Consider the following 16072-nt stretch of genomic DNA (forward strand, 5'->3'; position numbering starts at 1 on the left):
GGGGAGGGGAGGAAACTTTTCCAAAAGTTTCCTCCCCTCCCCCGATTCTCTTCTCTGTCAACAACCCTCGCCAGTCCCGCGACACCCGCCCCCGGCGCACGAGGTCTTGCCCACGCCGCCCTTGCGGCCGCGCAGGGCGGCGGTGTTGCCGTTGCCGAAGACCACGTCCAGCGCGTCGTCAATAAAGCCGGACGCCTCGACGGGCTTCACCCCGGCGGCCACCAGAATCCCCTCCGGATGCGCGCCGAAGGCGGCGCACAGCAGCGCCCGGCAGTCGCGCAGGGTGTGGGCCACCTGCTTCCAGCGTTCGGGACCGCAGCCGGGCTTGGGCGCAAGGCGCTCCTCCACCAAGTAGAAGCCGCTGGCCCCCTGCCCCCAGATCTGGAACCGGGCGGCCTCGCCCAGATGCTGGTTGACCAGCATACCCTCGCGCGTGGCCACGGCCACGTAAGGGCGCTCCGCCTCTTCGGTCCTGGCCGAAGCGCAGGCGCGCAGGGTTTCGGCCATCTCGGCGGACTTGTCCTCGTGCAGCAGGCCCACGGCGTCGGCGCGACAGCGCTTGCAGTGGGTCATCTGGGAAATGTGTTCCCCGGCTCCCTTGCGCGCCGCGTTGACAGCGGCCGCGTCCGGCTCGGGCAGGTGGGCCAGCGGGGTGTCCGCCGTGGGCTTCAGCGGGATGATGTTCTGGATGGTGGCCCCCAGTCCGCCCACCACGCGCGCCACCTCTTCCGCGTGGTGGTCGTTCACGCCGGGCACGAGGATGGTGTTCACCTTCACCACCATGCCGCGCTCCACAAGACCACGCACCGATTCCAACTGGCGCGCAAGCAGCAGTTCCGCCGCCGCGCGGCCGCGCCAGACCACCTTGTCGTCGCGCACCCAGGAATACAGCCTTTCGCCGATGGCCGGGTCCACCGCGTTGATGGTGACGGTGACGTGGGTGACGCCCAGTTCCTTCAGCCGGTCGAGGTGCGGCGGCAGGCCCAGCCCGTTGGACGAGAGACAGAACAGCAGTTCGGGGTGCCTTTCGTGCACCAGGCGCAGTGTTTCCAGCGTTTCCGCAGGGTTGGCCATGGGGTCGCCGGGACCGGCGATGCCGATGACGGTGATGCGCGGGTCGGCCTCCAGGACCTTGTCCACGTAGTCCAGCGCCTGGCGCGGCGAGAGCACCGCACTGGTCACGCCGGGGCGCGATTCGTTGACGCAGTCGTACTTGCGGTTGCAGTACCCGCACTGGATGTTGCACCGGGGGGCCACGGGAACATGGACGCGACCGCAGGACGAGGCGCTGTTGCGATCAAAGCACGGATGGCCGGGGGGAGTGGTGCGCAGCGGCTTCATGGCGGTCTCCTTCGCTCTTCCTGATTCCTACAGATAGCAGTAGCCCACGGGGCTGTCGCTCTGGGTCTTCTCGATGACGGCGTTGACGATGCGGTCCATGAGGGCCTGGGCACCGGCGTAGCCCACGTGCAGCAGGCGGTGGCCGCCGAAGCGGTCGTGGATGGGAAAGCCCGCGCGCACGAGGGGGATGTTCCACTGCCGGGCGTAGCGGTAGCCCTTGCTGTTGCCCACCAGCAGGTCGGGCGACAGACCTTCCGCCGTGTCGGCGATTTCCTCGAAGTCCGCGCCCTCGATGACCGTGGGCATTGCGGGCAGCATGCCTTCGGTGACGGCGGCGACGGATTCGGCCAGATGCGCCCCGCGCGCGCCGGTGGCGGCCAGCACGGTGCGCACGCCGATCTCGGACAGCAGCGACACCAAGCCGACGACCAGGTCCGCCTCGCCGTAGACCACGGCGCGCTTGCCGGACACGTACTTGTGGCCGTCCACCAGGGCATCCACGAACCGCCCGCGCTCCAGTTCGTGCCTGCGGGGCAGGGGCTTGCCGGTGATGGCCTCCAGAGCGGAAACCAGGGCGTCGGTTTCGCGCAGGCCGATGGGCAGGCCCACTCCATGCAGCGGCAGGCCGAAGCGTTCATGCAGCACCCGCCCCGCCGTGGCGGGACCCGAAGAGCCAACCGGAGTCATGGCCAGCGAGCGGCCGCACTCGATGACCGCCGCCGCGCCGGACAGGGCGCGGATGTCGGCCACCGGGGTGCCGCCTTCGGGCAGCGGGGTGTAGTCTTCCAGCGCCGGGCCATCCAGCGGGTCGGACAGGTCGGGCAGGATCACCGCATCGCTACCGAAATCGGCGACGAGGTCGCGCAGATGGCGCAGGTCGGCCGGAGAGATGAAGCCGGGCAGCAAGGCCACCTTGCCGTGGGGCTCCACCCGCTCTTTCGCCAGTTGGTCCACCAGGGCGCGCACGGCGGCGTTCCAGCCTTCCATATGCGTGCCGTTGTAGCTGGGCGTGTGCACGTGGACGATGTCCGGCAGGTCGAGGTCGCCGAATTCGTTGCGGAACTCGCGCAGGTAGCCGCCCACGTCGTCGCCGATGGTCTCGGTGAGACAGGTGGTGGCAACCCCCACCAGCACCGGGTCGTACTTCTTCATGACGTTGAGGATGCCCTTCTTCAGGTTGGGCCCCCCGCCGTACACGGCCTGCTTTTCGCCCAGCGAGGACGAGGCGATGTCCATGGGCTCGCGGTAGTGGCTGATGACGTAGCGCCGCATGTAGGTGGCGCAGCCCTGCGAACCGTGCAGGAAGGGCACCGCGCCCTCCACGCCCCGGAAGGCCAGCATGGCCCCCAGCGGCGTGCACAGCTTGCAGGCGTTGGTGGTGGAGACGAAATCGGGACGCCTGGGGCGGGGGGCCTTGCCGGGCTTGCCGTCTGCTTCCGGGGTCTTGCCCGCCGCTCCTGACAGGGCGGCCTTCAGTTCCACCGGGGCCAGCCCGCAATCCTCCGAACCGGATTCCGGGGCTTCGGAACAACCGCAGCCGTCCGCACCGGTTTCGGAACAGTTTTCGCCACGATCACAGGAACATTCGTCGGCGCAGAGGCCGTCGTTGGCAACGTAGTCGAGCGTCATGACCCACCCCCTATGCATCCGCGTCGGCGGGAGACGCGGCGCGCCTGGCCCGGCGGGGCACGAACCGCCAGACGGGACTCATGACCGAGGCGTGCACCTCGCGAGCGAAGTTGTACATGCCCTCGAACCCGGCCAGGGCAATCTTGCGCTCGTGGTTGTGGTCGCAGAAGCCCACGCCCAACTTGTGGGCGATGGGGCGTTCCTTCACCCCGCCCACGAACACGTCCACGTCCAACTCGCGCACGTAGTGCGAAAGCTCCAGCGGGTTGGCGTCGTCGATGATGACCGTGCCGGGGTCGCACACGGTTTCCAGTTCCTGGTATTCTTCCTGCGTGCCGGTCTGCGAGCCCACCAGCACCACGTTCATGCCGAGGTGCCGGAAGGCCTTGATCAGCGAGAACGCCTTGAACGAGCCGCCCACGTAGATGGCGGCGCGCTTGCCGGAAAGGTCGCGCCGGATGTCGCGCAGGCGCGGCATGAGGGCGGCCAGTTCGTCGCGCACCAGGTCGCGGGTGCGCTCCACGATGGAGGGGTCCACGGATTCGAAATGTTCGGCCACGGCGTAGAGCGAGTCGGCCATGTCCTCGATGCCCAGGTACGACACGCGGAGGTGCGGGGTGCCGTATTTTTCCTTCATCATCCTGGCGAGATCCATGGTGGACCCGCTGCACTGCACCAGGTTCAGGGCCGCGCCGTGGCAGCGGCGGATGTCGTCCACCCGGCCGTCGCCGGTGATGTTGGCCACCACCTGGATGCCCATGCGTTCCAGGTAGCCGCGCACGATCCAGATTTCGCCCGCCAGGTTGAAGTCGCCGAGGATGTTCACCGAAAGAGGCGAAACGTCTTCGGTGGGCGCGGTGCCCACCAGCCGGAACATGGCCTTGCATGCGGCAAGGTACCCTTCGCGCTTGTTGCCCTTGAAGCCTTCCGACTGCACGGGAATGACCGGGATACCCTTCTTTTCGGACATCTTGCGGCACACGGCCCCCAGGTCGTCGCCGATGAGGCCCACGATGCAGGTGGAGTAGACGAAGGCGGCCTTGGGCCGGTGCAGGTCGATGAGTTCGTCCAGCGCGGCGGCCAGCTTTCGTTCGCCGCCGAAGATGACGTCCTTTTCCTGGAGGTCGGTGGAAAAGCTCAGGCGGTGCAGTTCCGGCCCGGACGAGAGCGCCCCCCGGATGTCCCAGGTGTAGGCGGCGCAGCCGATGGGGCCGTGCACCAGGTGCAGCGCGTCGGCGATGGGGTACAGCACCACGCGCGAGCCGCAGAACACGCAGGCGCGCTGGCTGACGGCCCCCGCGAGGCTCTCGCGGTTGCAGGCCATGTCGATGGGACCCTGCCCGGCGCGGTGCACCTGCTTCTTCCGTTCGTCCAGAAGATCCGCGTCGCGGCATTCGGCCGTGGCGGTGACGTTGGGTGCGGTTGCGGTGGTCATGGTCGCCTTCCTTCTTTTTTACGCCTCCGGCGGGCAAGGGGCTTTGCGCGTTGCGATCGCCATCCGTAATGCTCGAAGACTCGCATAACGGCTGCCGTCCCCTGCACCCCCGTTTTGTGGGCTTGATGCCCCAAGTAAAAAGTTTTGGGGGGAGCGTTGAAAAGCTCCCCCTCCCCCGGAAAAGCTTTAGTACATCAGGTAGTCGGCACTGGGTTCGCCGTCCTCGATGCCGTCAAGGATGGCGTCGATGGCGTCGTGGCTGTCCACGCCCTTGAACCACCAGTTCTGCGGCTGCACCACGAGGACGGGGCCCTCCTCGCAGGCCTTGAGACACCCGGTGGCGGTGACCAGGATGTCCAGGCCGCGATCGAGAATTTCCTCTTCGAGGTATTGCAGGAACCCGTCGGTCTGCTTGAAACAGACGCCCTTGGGTTCGCCCTTGTGACGGAAGCTCTGGCACACGAGAATCTGATGCGTCGGCTTGGGCATGGTCCTTCCTCTCCCTTGCAATACCTAGACTGTGCGGCCCGTGCCGCGTTTCCTGCCTTTCTTGCCACCCCCGTAGAGCACGTCCACGAGGCCCTCGATGTTGTCTTCGGTCTGGATGACCCGCAGCCCCTTGGCGGCCAGACAGTCCACAGGCCGCTGGCCCGCGCTGGACACCAGCAGGTAGGCGCAGTCGGACAGGACGGCGGCCAGGGCTTCCCACCGGGCGTCGCCGGAACCGGCGGGCGGGGCCGGGCGTACGCCCAAGAGGCCCACGGGGCCGTCCATGGAAACGTCCGGGGGACCGCCCACTGGCCCGGTCGTGGGGCCGTACACCAGGAACTGGCGGGCGTGCCCAAGGTGCTCGTCCACGTCGAAGCCGTCGCTGCTGGCCACGGCCACGTATGGCCGGTCGCCGCCGGGCACCGGCAGGCCGGAGCCCGAGGTGACGGCCACGGGTTCGCCGCATCCCAGGCCCGCGCGCCGCGCCACGGGCAGCCCGTCGCGGGCGGAGGCGTCGAGCACGGGCAGGTGGACGGCGGCGGCCTGGCGGGCGGCGTCCATGGTGGCCGCGTCTGTAGCGGGTACGGGGCCGGACACGGGGCCTGCGGCGTCCCCGGCCGGAACAAAAGGCAGCACGTAGATGCCCGAAGCGCCCAGCGCCTTGGCGGCGGCGGCGATGTCGCCCACGTGGGCGTCGTTGATGCCGGGGTACACGGTGACGCACACGGCCACCTCGATGCCCGCCCCGACCAGCGCGGCAAGGGCCACGGCCTGCTCGTCCACGAGCAGGGCCGCGCCTTCGCCGGGCCGCAGGGTGCGGGTGCCGGGGCGGATCCAGGCGTACAGGGTGTCCACCAGTTCCGGGTCCACGGCGTCCATGAGCAGGGTGACGTGGCTGACGCCAAGGTCCGCCAGCGCGGCGGCATGGCTGGCCACGCCAAGGCCGTTGGTGGTCACGCACAGGGCGATGTGCGGATAGGCGGCGCGCACCAGATGCAGGGTTTCCAGGGTGCGGTCGGGCACGGCGAACGGGTCGCCGGGACCGGCGATGCCCACCGTGTGGACCACCGCGCCCGATTCCATGACCGTGTGCAGATATTCCAGCGCCTCGTGCGGCAGCAACGCGGGGGACGCGGGCGGCTGCCCGCAGGCGCACGGGGTGCTCACGCCCGGGCCGCCATGGCGGCTGCGGGCGTTGGAACGCGGCGCCACCGGCAGCAGCAGCCAGCCGCCGGGACGTCCGTTCGTGTGCATACAGTGGGGTGCGCCGCTCATGGTGTCTCCGTGGGGTTCTGCGTGGGTTTCTCCGCCCGGCGCCCCAAGCTCCGGGTGACGCCGGATGGCGCCGGGCGGAAAGGATGCGGGTGTCAGGGTGTGTCGTCACGAGCAGGATTTTTGTTCTCTGCCAAGGAAGAACAATTTTTTATGGAGGGAGCGTACTCTTCTCGTACGTGACCGAAATAAAAACTTGTTCTGACCGCTTTGCGCTCGATGTCCGTAGGGCTCGCAAGCTCGCCCAACGGGCACGCTTCGCGCCCTTCGGGTCGGTAAGGCAGAGGGCAAAAGGACGCTCGTGACGACACGCCCTAGTAGACGAGTTCGAACTTCTCCTCGGGCGCATCCCGTTCGGCGCGGTCCAGCAGGACGCCCAGGATCTTCTCCAGCAGCCGGATGCCGCCCTTGTACCCCGTCACCGGAAAGTACTGGTGGCCCACGCGGTCCATGATGGGGAAGCCGAAGCGCACGTAGGGGATGTCCTCGTCACGGGCGATGTACTTGCAGTAGGTGTTGCCCATGACGAGATCGACGGGCTGGTTCTTGATCCACTGGTGGAGCAGGAACATGTCGCCCGCGGCGCGCACGTTCACGTCGAAGCCCCTGCCCGCGCACAATTCCTTGATGCGCGACTCGAACTTCTTGCCCGGCGTGCCGGTGACCACGTGGATGGGCTGCATGTCGAGGGTCAGCAGGAACTCGGTCAGCGCGATGAGCTGGTCCGGGTCGCCCACCAGGGCCACCTTCTTGCCGAAGAAGTACTGGTGGTAGTCGGAGATGACGTCGATGAGCTGGCCGCGCTCGAAGTTCACCGCATCGGGCACCGAGGTGCCGGCCACGATGCGCAGGGCGTCGATGAAGCGGTCGGTGGCCTTGAGCCCGATGGGCATGTCCAGCACCCGGCAGGGCACCTTGCACTGCGCATCCAGGGTGCGGGCCGCGTCGGCCGAGCACCATTCGCCAAGGGCCAGGGTGCCGATGGCGTCGCCGGAGGCGCGGATGTCCGCCGCCGGGGTGCCCGCATCGGGGAACATGTGGTACTCGCCGGTCAGCGGGCCGTTGAGCACGCCCGAGGTGTCGGGGAACATGGTGAAGGACACCCCGATCATGCCCGCGATGCGCTTGATCTCCTCCATGTCCGCAGGCTCGACCCAGCCGGGGATGATATTGACCTTGCCGTTCTTCCTGCCGGAAGCCACGGCCAGGCACTTCACCATGCCCTTGACCATGTTGGAGAAACCGGTGACGTGCGAGCCCACGTAGCTGGGCGTGGAGGCGAAGATCACCTGCTTGCCCTCGGGCACCTTGCCTTCCTTCTCCGCCTTGTCCACGATCTGCTTCAGGTCGTCGCCGATGGTTTCGGACAGGCAGGTGGTGTGCACCGCGATGATTTCGGGCTCGTACACCGAGAAGATGTTCTCGATGGCCTGCAACAGGTTGGCCTGGCCGCCGAACACCGATGCGCCTTCCGTGAACGAGCTGGTGGCCGCCGACACGGGTTCCTTGTAGTGGCGGGTCAGGGTGCTGCGGTGGTAGGCGCAGCAGCCCTGCGAGCCGTGGCTGTGCGGCAGGCAACCCCTGATGCCCAGGCCCGCGTACATGGCGCCGATGGGCTGGCAGGTCTTGGCCGGGTTGATGTTGAGCGCCGAGCGCTCCCTGATTTCCGTCGGGGTATGTCTGAGCAGCATGTCGTTTCCCTTCCTTGCCCGTTATTCCCAGACGTAGGTGGCCGAGAGCTCGGGGTTTTCTTCCCAGGGGGCCTTGAGGTCGGACCAGACCTTGCTGGTGACCAGGCGCTTGATTTCCGTGTAGAAGTTCACCGCGCCCTTGAAGCCCGCGTAGGGTCCGCCATAGTCGTAGCTGTGCAGCTGCTTCATGGGCACGCCCATCTTCTGCACCGAGAACTTTTCCTTGATGCCCGCGCAGAACACGTCGGGCTTCAGCAGTTCGATCAGCTTGTCGGCCTCGTACTGGTTCAGGTCGTCGATGACGAGGGTGTTGGACTCCATCTGGGGCATCATCCCTTCGTAATCCTTGAAGGTGAAGCCTTCCTCGGCGAGGCGCTTCAGTTCTTCGTCGGACTTGCGCGGGGCGAAGCGGGTGGAATCGGGCTCGACCTCGATTTCCTCGATGTTGCGGCTGTCGGCGTCCACCTTGATGGTGGGCATCACCTTGCGGCCTTCGTAGTCGTCGCGGTGGGCGAACTCGTACCCGGCGGCGATGGTCTTCATGCCCATCTCGGTGAACAGGTCCTGGTAGTGGTGGGCGCGCGAGCCGCCCACGAACAGCATGGCCGTCTTGCCTTCGGTGAAGGGCCGCACGTCTTCCAGGGCCGCGTGCACGGCAGGCATTTCCTCGGCGATGACCGCTTCCACCCGGTCGATGAGCTGCTTGTCGCCGAAGTACTGGGCGATCTTGCGCAGCGACTTGGCGGAGGATTCGGCCCCGATGAAGTTCACCTTGATCCACGGGATGCCGTACTTGGTCTCCATCATCTCGGCCACGTAGTTGATGGACCGGTGGCACATGACGGCGTTGAGGTCGGCCTGGTGGGCGGTGGCGAACTGCTCGTAGGTGGAGTTGCCGCTGAAGGTGGACACCAGGGTGATGCCGCACTTTTCCAGCACGCGTTCCAGTTCGAAGGCGTCGCCGCCGATGTTGTACTCGCCCAGCATGTTGATCTTGTAGTCGCCGAGCCTGGGGGTATCGTCCTCGCCCACCACGTGGGTGAAGATCTGGTTGTTGGCGATGTGGTGCCCGGCGGACTGCGAGACGCCCTTGTACCCTTCGCAGCTGAAGGCGAAGATGTTGATGCCGAGCTTCTCCTTCATCTTGCGGGCCACGGCGTGGATGTCGTCGCCGATGAGGCCCACCGGACAGGTGGCGAAGATGGCGATGGCCTTGGGGCGGAAGGTGTCGTAGGCCTCCTGGATGGCCGCCGCCAGCTTCTTTTCGCCGCCGAAGATGATGTCCTCGTCCTGCATGTCCGTGGAAAAGGCGTAGGGCATGAAGTTTTCGGACGAATCGAACGGGGCCTTGGTCTGGTTGCGGCGGGTGAGCCACGAGTAGAACCCGCAGCCGATGGGCCCGTGCGTGATGTTCACGATGTCGCGGGTGGGGCCCAGGATGACGCCCTTGCACCCCGCGTAGGTGCAGCCGCGCATGGTGATGATGCCGGGGGTGGTGCGCACGTTGGCCTGCACCTCGGGCACCACGTCGCCGTCCTTCACGTCGTTGATGACGATCTGCTTGGCGCGCTTGCGGGCGACCTTGGTGGGATACTTCCTGAGCAGTTCTTCCTTGACGGTCGCCACGTCCGGGATGCTCTTGTGCTTCAACGCCATGATGTACCTCTCCTGACCGCTAGAGTATGGCCTTGTCGCCGTGCTCGGCGGTTCTCACACGGTGGGCTTCCGGAACGGCGGTGACGAAGATCTTGCCGTCGCCGGGCTTGCCCGTCTGGTTCACCTTGATGAGGGCCTCGACCACGTCGCTGACCTGGTCGTCGGGCACCACCACGGTGACCACGCGCTTGGAATACAGCCTGCCCTTTTCGCCGAGCAGTTCCACGGCCTCTTCGAACCCTTCCCTGGCGCCTTCCAGCAGGTCGCTGCTGACCAGCCCCTTGCCCCGGCCGAAGGCCTCGTGGGCGTAGAAGCCGTTCACGCCCGCCTCGGTCAGCGCCTTCTTGGTCTGGTTCATCTTGTTCAGGCGCACTACGGCCATGATCTCCTTCATGCGGCGGCCTCCTCGACATCGGGCTCCTTCACGCCGGAGCTGATGGTGTAGACCTCTTCCACCGGGGTGACGAAGATCTTGCCGTCGCCGAAGGCGCCCTTGGCGCCGGTGCGGGCCGCGTGCATGATGGTGTCGATGACGAACTGCTTCTCGCCGGCCTTCACCACGCTGATCAGCAGGGTCTTGGGAATCTCGTCGTAGGTGATCTCGCCGATCTTGATGCCGCGCTGCTTGCCGCGCCCGGCCACGGACATCTTGGTCACGGCCGGGAAACCGGCGGCCATGAGGGCGGCCAGCACGTCGTCGGATTTTTCGGGTCTCACGATGGCACGAACCATGATCATCATCGCCGTTCTCCTTCGAATTGGGTGGGGTGGTGGTGAAATGGCCCGGTGTTAAGCCTCGAAGAGGCCGTAATCCATCAGCAGCTTTTCCAGTTCCGCGATCTGGAGGGGCTTCGGCACCACGAACATCTCGTTTTCGTCGATGGCTTTCGCCAGATTGCGGTAGTGCTGGGCCTGCCCGTGTTCGGGGGAAAACTCGATGACGGTCTGGCGGTGGATTTCGGCGCGCTGCACCTGGTTGTCGCGCGGGACGAAGTAGATCATCTGGGTGCCGATCTTGCGGGCCAGCTCCTCGATCATTTCCTTTTCGTTGTCCACGTTGCGCGAGTTGCAGATGAGGCCGCCAAGGCGCACCGCGCCCGATTCGGCGTACTTCATGATGCCCTTGCAGATGTTGTTGGCCGCATACATGGCCATCATCTCGCCGGAACACACGATGTAGATTTCCTCGGCCTTGCCGTCGCGGATGGGCATGGCGAAGCCGCCGCACACCACGTCGCCGAGCACGTCGTAGAACACGTAGTCCAGCTTCTGGTCCTCCTCGTACGCGCCGAGGGATTCCAGCATGTTGATGGAGGTGATGATGCCGCGCCCCGCACAGCCCACGCCCGGTTCGGGACCGCCCGATTCCACGCAGAGGGTGGTGGAGTAGCCCTGCTTGCGGATATCATCGAGTTCCACGTCCTCGCCCTCGTCACGCAGGGTGTCGAGCACCGATTTCTGGGCCAGGCCGCCCAGCAGCAGGCGGGTGGAGTCGGCCTTGGGGTCGCAGCCGACGACCATGACCTTGCGCCCCAGGGCTTCCGCGAGACCCGCGACGGTGTTCTGCGTGGTCGTGGACTTGCCGATGCCGCCCTTGCCGTAGATGGCCACCTTTCTCATGATATCCTCCTGAAGATTCACGCCCGGCCGGGGTGTTGGAGTGGCCGGGGTGCGTTCGCCGTGACTGGCGTGCCCATGCAACGACACGCATAGGGCAAACCCCGTGCCAGTGTGGGCCATTTGCGCCAACACTCCGGCATGACAGTTGTTTACAGGATGAAGGACCGGGGCTTCGCGCACGGGACGCGACACGCATGCAGCGACCATTTTGTCGCATGCGACAAATGCGTGGTCCGCGACATGACGCGGGAGGGTCGGGGCACGGTCCATCGGTGGCCGTGCGGGGGGCGGAAGGGCCGGACGGGCGTTTTTACGACGCCCACGTACATGGCGGGGCACGACACCGGCACGAAGGGTCACGGCGCCGTGTCAGCGCTTCCAATGCGCCGGGACGCAAGGGAAAGCCCCGGCACGCGATGGGGGGTGGGCAGCGCCGTACAGGGCGAACCGACCGGCACGCCGAAGAAAAAACCCGTGCCGGTCCCCTCGCCGATGCGGGTTGGCACCGGATTGGCCCCGGATTGGCCCCAGATCGCACCGGTTTGGCACTGACAATGCAAAGGAGGAGGCACACCGGTTCACGCGGATGTCCGCCCCGCCCCCTTTCTCCGCCGTCACCCGCGCGGGCGGGGCGGCTCCGCCCTTCCACACGGAGGCCCCATGCTGCTCGACACCACCCTGCGCGAAGGGGAACAGTCCTTCGGCACCTACCTGTCCATGGCGGACCGGGAGCGCATCCTGCGCGGCCTTGCGGCCGTGGGCGTGCCGGAAGCCGAGGTGGGCTGGGCCGGGCGCGAGGACTTGGCGGACATGCTGGACCTGGCGGCCCGCGTGGCCCCCGGCCTTGCCGCCGCCGCATGGTGCCGCTGCCGCCCGGAAGACCTGCGCGCCGCCGTGGCCTGCGGGGCGCGGCGGGTCTGCGTGGGGGCGCCTGTTTCCGACGCGCACCTGGCCCGGCGGCTGGGCGTGGGCAGGCCCGCCCTGCTCGACCTGCTGGCGGCCACCCTGGCCGAGGCGCGTGCCCTGGGCATCGAGCACGTGACCGTGGGCATGGAGGACGCCTCGCGCGCGGACCGCGACTTCGTGTCCGCCGTGGCGCGCCATGCCGCCGCGCACGGGGCGCACCGGGTGCGCCTGAGCGACACGGTGGGGCTGTTCACCCCGCTGGAGGTGGCGGAGGTGGTGCGCGGGCTGCGCGCCGCACTGGACGAAGCCCGCCACGGCGGCACGGCCCCTCGCGCGCGCCGGGTGTCCATCGGCGCCCATTTCCACAACGACTGCGGCATGGCCACGGCCAATGCCCTCACAGCCCTGGAATGCGGGGCCGACTGCGCCGACGTGTCCATACTGGGCCTTGGCGAGCGGGCCGGGGTGGCCCGGCTGGAAGAACTGGCCGCCGCCCTGGTGGTGCGCGGCCGGGCCCGGTTCGACCTTTCTCCCCTGCGCGACCTGTGCGGCCACGTGGCCCAGGCCGCGTCCCTTGCCGTGCCGCGCCACTGGCCCGTGGCAGGGCGCGACATCTTCGCCGTGGAAAGCGGGCTGCACGCTCACGGCGTGCGGCGCGACCCCAGCCTGTTCGAGCCGTTTCCGCCGGACCTGGTGGGCGGCAGCCGCCGGTTGGGCGTGGGGCGCAAGAGCGGCGTGGCCGCCGTGGCCGCCGCCCTGGCCGAGCTGTCCATCCTGCCGCCGCCCCCTGCGCTGCCCGCCATCGTCGAGGCCGTGCGCGAACTTTCCGCCACCCTGCGCCGTCCGCTGACCCCGGCGGAACTGGTTCACGTGGCGGGGGTGGCGGGGGCGGCCGGTCCTCCGGCGGCGCTTCACCCCGGCCCGTTGCCCGCGTAGCCGCGACCGCACGCGGCGCGCCCGCGTCCACCAGGAGCGCGGGCCGCCGTGGCGGACAAGGGCAGCGGGCTTTGCTACGGGGGCCGCCCGGACCGCCTCGCACGGGGGGAACGAGCGGCCCCCGTTCCCGTTGCCCAAGGGCTGTCCCGCGCGTCGCCCCCGCCCGCGCGGCGGCCCGTTCCGCACAAGAAAAGAGCGGCCCTCCCCTTTCGGAAAGGACCGCCCACGCCAGGCACTGCAAACGCCCCGCGCACGGGGCCGAATCTTCCGGCCGCCCCGGCTACATGCCGAGGTAGGCCCTTTTCACGTCTTCGTTCACCAGCAGGTTGGCCGCCGTGTCTTCCAGGGTGATGCGCCCGGTTTCCATGACATACGCGCGATGGGCGATCTTCAGGGCCTGGTTGGCGTTCTGCTCCACCAGGAACACCGTGGTGCCGTCGGCGTTGATCTTGCGGATGATGTCGAAGATCTGCTGGATGATGATGGGCGCGAGGCCCAGCGAGGGTTCGTCCAGCAGCAGCAGGCGCGGCCGCCCCATGATGGCGCGCGAGATGGCCAGCATCTGCTGCTCGCCGCCGGAAAGGGTGCCCCCCGCCTGCTTGCGGCGCTGGGCCAGGATGGGGAACAGGCCGAAGATGTAGTCCAGGTCGCGGGCGATGCCGTCCTTGTCGTTGCGCAGGAACGCGCCAAGGTCCAGGTTTTCCTGCACCGTCAGGTCGGGGAAGATCAGCCGCCCTTCCGGCACCTGGCTGATGCCCAGGCGCACGATCTCGTTGGGCTTCATGGCGTGGATGGGCCTGCCCTCGAAGAGCACCTCGCCGCTGCGCGGGGGCACCGCGCCGCACACGGTCATCAGCGTGGTGGTCTTGCCCGCGCCGTTGGCGCCGATGAGGGTGACGATCTCGCCCTGGCCGATGGTCAGGTTGATGTCGCGCAGGGCCTGGATGTTGCCGTAGAAGGCGTTGACGTTACGCAGCTCAAGCATGGGATTCCTCGCCCAGATATGCCTTGATGACCCTGGGGTTCTTGCTCACTTCCTCCGGGGTGCCCTCGGCGATCTTCGAACCGTACTCCATGACGTAGATGCGGTCCGACAGCGACATGACCATGCTCATGTCGTGCTCGATGAGCAGCACGGAAAGCTGGTGACGCTCGCGGATCTCGATGACGAGTTCCTTGAGTTCGTGGGTTTCCTGCGGGTTCATGCCCGCGGCGGGCTCGTCGAGGCAGAGCAGGAAGGGGTCGGTGGCCAGCGCGCGGGCGATCTCCAGCCTGCGCTGCGCGCCGTAGGGCAGGTTGCGCGCCTGGTCCTTGTAGTGCTGGTGCAGGTTCACGCTTTTCAGTAACGCATAGCTTTCCTCGACGATGCGCTGTTCCTCGGCGCGTGTCCTGGAGTCGCGCAGCAGCGCGCCCAGAATGCCCGCCCTGGTCCGACAGTGGCGGCCGATCATCACGTTTTCCAGCACGCTCATGGTGGGGAACAGCCGGATGTTCTGGAACGTGCGCGACATGCCGAGTTCAGTGACCTGGCTGGCCTTCAGGCCGTTGACGGTGACGGTGCGGCCGTCGCGCGGGGTCACGTGCACCGTGCCCTCGGTGGGCACGTAGATGCCGGTGATGCAGTTGAAGAAGGTGGTCTTGCCCGCCCCGTTGGGGCCGATGAGCGCCACGATCTCACCCAGGCGCACTTGCAGGTCCACCTCGTTCAGGGCGCGCAGGCCCCCGAAGTTCATGGAAATGGAACGGACGTCGAGTACGGCGGCGGTCCCGTTGGCGGGGGTGGCGGGCCTGGCGGCGTTGCCGGTGGTTGCGGACATCAGGCGTTGCCTCCGGCGGCGGGGCGCGCCGCTGCGGCGCCGGCGCCTTCGGCGTCGGGCACGTTGTACTTGGTGCGCCCCGGCGAAACGAGGCCCTGCGGGCGGAAGACCATCATCAGCACCATGGTCGCGCCGAAGATGAGCATGCGGTACTCCGAGAACGCGCGCAGGTATTCGGGCAGCAGGATGAGCACCAGCGCGCCCACCGAAACCCCGATGACCGAGCCCATGCCCCCCAGCACCACCATGGCGAGCACCATGGCCGATTCCAGGAAGGTGAAGCTGGCCGGGTTGATGAAGGTGGTCTTGGCCGCGAAGATGACCCCCGCGAAGCCCGCCCAGCACGCGCCCAGCGCGAACGCGGTGAGCTTGGTGGTGGTGATGTCGATGCCCATGGCCTGGCAGGCGATTTCATCCTCGCGCAGGGCCTGCCACGCGCGGCCGATGCGCGAGTTCTTCAGGCGCGTCACCGCGATGATGGTCACGATGACCGCCGCCAGGATGAGATAGTAGATGTAGGTGGTGGCGTCGCTGACCGAAAGCTGCATGCCGAACAGGCCGGGCCGGTCGATGTTGGCGATGCCGCTGGGGCCCTGCGAGAAGTCGCTCCAGTTTTCCAGCACCAGGCGGATGATTTCGCCGAAGCCCAGGGTGACGATGGCCAGATAGTCGCCGCGCAGGCGCAGCACCGGAAAGCCCAGCAGAATGCCGAACAGGGCGGCCATGGCACCGCCGATGGGCAGCACCGACCAGAAGCCCAGGCCGAAGTTGCTGTTCAGGATGGCGTAGGAATACGCGCCCACGGCGTAGAAGGCCACGTAGCCCAGCACCAGCTGGCCGGAAAGGCCCACCACGATGTTCAGGCCAAGGCCCAGCATGACGTAGAGCAGCGCCGAGATCATGATGTTGGTCTGGTAGGTGGAGACCAGCCACGGCAGGACCAGGAACACGGCCAGGATCACGGCCAGGGCGGGCACGGCGGCCTTGGGGTCGCTGCGCAGGCGTTCGAACCACGCGCCGCGCGCGGACATGACGCCCCCGGCGGCCGCGGCGCGCCCGGCCTCCTTGCGGGCCATCATGAACCGCCACACGAAGGACAGCGCGAACGAGCCCGCGCCCATGCCCAGCATGTTCTCCCACCGCCAGTCGATGGTCCCGTTCAGGCTGTCGATCCTGATGACCATGAGCGGAAAGGTCAGGAACATGAACCACAGGCTGACCAGTATGGATTTCTTGAGACCTTGCATGAAGACTTTCCTCGGAATGCGTCGTTGTGTCCC

The 16072-nt window shown here is 67.3% G+C and carries 14 protein-coding genes; 1 reads left to right on the forward strand and 13 read right to left on the reverse strand.

All coding sequences use genetic code 11. From position 1 onward, the window contains the following. Window positions 1–57: 57 nt before the first annotated feature. From V6B97_RS12185 to nifH, 10 genes are all read right to left on the reverse strand, one after another. Window positions 58–1341, reverse strand: a complete 1284-nt coding sequence (locus V6B97_RS12185; protein WP_333506792.1) for a radical SAM protein — start codon at window positions 1339–1341, stop codon at window positions 58–60. 27 nt (window positions 1342–1368) lie between these two features. Then, complete coding sequence (locus tag V6B97_RS12190) at window positions 1369–2970, reverse strand: nitrogenase component 1 (RefSeq protein WP_333506793.1); 1602 nt, start codon at window positions 2968–2970, stop codon at window positions 1369–1371. Window positions 2971–2980: 10 nt separating this feature from the next. After that, the gene (gene nifE / locus V6B97_RS12195; protein WP_333506794.1) at window positions 2981–4405 is read right to left on the reverse strand and encodes a nitrogenase iron-molybdenum cofactor biosynthesis protein NifE; all 1425 of its coding nucleotides are present in this window, start codon (window positions 4403–4405) and stop codon (window positions 2981–2983) included. Between the two features lie 186 nt (window positions 4406–4591). Next, window positions 4592–4894: a (2Fe-2S) ferredoxin domain-containing protein gene (locus V6B97_RS12200; protein ID WP_333506795.1), complete on the reverse strand. Its 303-nt coding sequence runs from the start codon at window positions 4892–4894 to the stop codon at window positions 4592–4594. A 24-nt stretch (window positions 4895–4918) separates the two neighbouring features. Then, window positions 4919–6169, reverse strand: a complete 1251-nt coding sequence (locus tag V6B97_RS12205) for a radical SAM protein (RefSeq protein ID WP_333506796.1) — start codon at window positions 6167–6169, stop codon at window positions 4919–4921. Between the two features lie 311 nt (window positions 6170–6480). After that, complete coding sequence (gene nifK, locus V6B97_RS12210) at window positions 6481–7857, reverse strand: nitrogenase molybdenum-iron protein subunit beta (protein WP_333506797.1); 1377 nt, start codon at window positions 7855–7857, stop codon at window positions 6481–6483. Window positions 7858–7878: 21 nt separating this feature from the next. Beyond that, on the reverse strand, window positions 7879–9513 hold the full coding sequence (nifD, locus tag V6B97_RS12215; RefSeq protein ID WP_333506798.1) for a nitrogenase molybdenum-iron protein alpha chain: 1635 nt from the start codon (window positions 9511–9513) through the stop codon (window positions 7879–7881). A gap of 19 nt (window positions 9514–9532) precedes the next feature. Continuing rightward, window positions 9533–9907, reverse strand: a complete 375-nt coding sequence (locus V6B97_RS12220; RefSeq protein WP_333506799.1) for a P-II family nitrogen regulator — start codon at window positions 9905–9907, stop codon at window positions 9533–9535. After that, on the reverse strand, window positions 9904–10254 hold the full coding sequence (locus V6B97_RS12225) for a P-II family nitrogen regulator (RefSeq protein WP_333506800.1): 351 nt from the start codon (window positions 10252–10254) through the stop codon (window positions 9904–9906). The genes V6B97_RS12220 and V6B97_RS12225 overlap by 4 nt, the downstream gene beginning before the upstream one ends. 48 nt (window positions 10255–10302) lie before the next feature. Continuing rightward, window positions 10303–11133, reverse strand: coding sequence for a nitrogenase iron protein (gene nifH, locus V6B97_RS12230; protein WP_333506801.1), 831 nt, complete (start codon window positions 11131–11133; stop codon window positions 10303–10305). Between the two features lie 660 nt (window positions 11134–11793). Here nifH and V6B97_RS12235 point away from each other — a divergent pair. Continuing rightward, entirely contained in the window at window positions 11794–12975 is a 1182-nt protein-coding gene (locus V6B97_RS12235) for a LeuA family protein (protein ID WP_333506802.1), read from the forward strand. A 280-nt stretch (window positions 12976–13255) separates the two neighbouring features. On the opposite strand, the gene V6B97_RS12240 is transcribed toward V6B97_RS12235, so the two are convergent. Genes V6B97_RS12240 through V6B97_RS12250 form a run of 3 tightly spaced genes read right to left on the reverse strand, consistent with a single transcriptional unit; the run spans window position 13256 to window position 16039 of the window. Continuing rightward, window positions 13256–13960: an ABC transporter ATP-binding protein gene (locus V6B97_RS12240; protein ID WP_333506803.1), complete on the reverse strand. Its 705-nt coding sequence runs from the start codon at window positions 13958–13960 to the stop codon at window positions 13256–13258. Continuing rightward, a complete protein-coding gene (locus V6B97_RS12245; RefSeq protein WP_333506804.1) occupies window positions 13953–14792 on the reverse strand; it encodes an ABC transporter ATP-binding protein in 840 nt (279 codons plus the stop codon). Before V6B97_RS12245 ends, V6B97_RS12240 begins: the two co-directional genes overlap by 8 nt. After that, complete coding sequence (locus tag V6B97_RS12250; protein WP_333506805.1) at window positions 14792–16039, reverse strand: ABC transporter permease subunit; 1248 nt, start codon at window positions 16037–16039, stop codon at window positions 14792–14794. Before V6B97_RS12250 ends, V6B97_RS12245 begins: the two co-directional genes overlap by 1 nt. Window positions 16040–16072: the final 33 nt, after the last annotated feature.

The sequence above is a fragment of the Nitratidesulfovibrio sp. 1201_IL3209 genome, assembly GCF_036763125.1.
Classification (GTDB): domain Bacteria; phylum Desulfobacterota; class Desulfovibrionia; order Desulfovibrionales; family Desulfovibrionaceae; genus Cupidesulfovibrio.

Excerpts from the sequence above, each read along its gene's own strand:
- V6B97_RS12185 (WP_333506792.1), bottom strand. The coding sequence starts at position 1,341 with ATGAAGCCGCTGCGCACCACTCCCCCCGGCCATCCGTGCTTTGATCGC.
- V6B97_RS12190 (WP_333506793.1), bottom strand. The coding sequence starts at position 2,970 with ATGACGCTCGACTACGTTGCCAACGACGGCCTCTGCGCCGACGAATGT.
- nifE (WP_333506794.1), bottom strand. The coding sequence starts at position 4,405 with ATGACCACCGCAACCGCACCCAACGTCACCGCCACGGCCGAATGCCGC.
- V6B97_RS12200 (WP_333506795.1), bottom strand. The coding sequence starts at position 4,894 with ATGCCCAAGCCGACGCATCAGATTCTCGTGTGCCAGAGCTTCCGTCAC.
- V6B97_RS12205 (WP_333506796.1), bottom strand. The coding sequence starts at position 6,169 with ATGAGCGGCGCACCCCACTGTATGCACACGAACGGACGTCCCGGCGGC.
- nifK (WP_333506797.1), bottom strand. The coding sequence starts at position 7,857 with ATGCTGCTCAGACATACCCCGACGGAAATCAGGGAGCGCTCGGCGCTC.
- nifD (WP_333506798.1), bottom strand. The coding sequence starts at position 9,513 with ATGGCGTTGAAGCACAAGAGCATCCCGGACGTGGCGACCGTCAAGGAA.
- V6B97_RS12220 (WP_333506799.1), bottom strand. The coding sequence starts at position 9,907 with ATGAAGGAGATCATGGCCGTAGTGCGCCTGAACAAGATGAACCAGACC.
- V6B97_RS12225 (WP_333506800.1), bottom strand. The coding sequence starts at position 10,254 with ATGATGATCATGGTTCGTGCCATCGTGAGACCCGAAAAATCCGACGAC.
- nifH (WP_333506801.1), bottom strand. The coding sequence starts at position 11,133 with ATGAGAAAGGTGGCCATCTACGGCAAGGGCGGCATCGGCAAGTCCACG.
- V6B97_RS12235 (WP_333506802.1), top strand. The coding sequence starts at position 11,794 with ATGCTGCTCGACACCACCCTGCGCGAAGGGGAACAGTCCTTCGGCACC.
- V6B97_RS12240 (WP_333506803.1), bottom strand. The coding sequence starts at position 13,960 with ATGCTTGAGCTGCGTAACGTCAACGCCTTCTACGGCAACATCCAGGCC.
- V6B97_RS12245 (WP_333506804.1), bottom strand. The coding sequence starts at position 14,792 with ATGTCCGCAACCACCGGCAACGCCGCCAGGCCCGCCACCCCCGCCAAC.
- V6B97_RS12250 (WP_333506805.1), bottom strand. The coding sequence starts at position 16,039 with ATGCAAGGTCTCAAGAAATCCATACTGGTCAGCCTGTGGTTCATGTTC.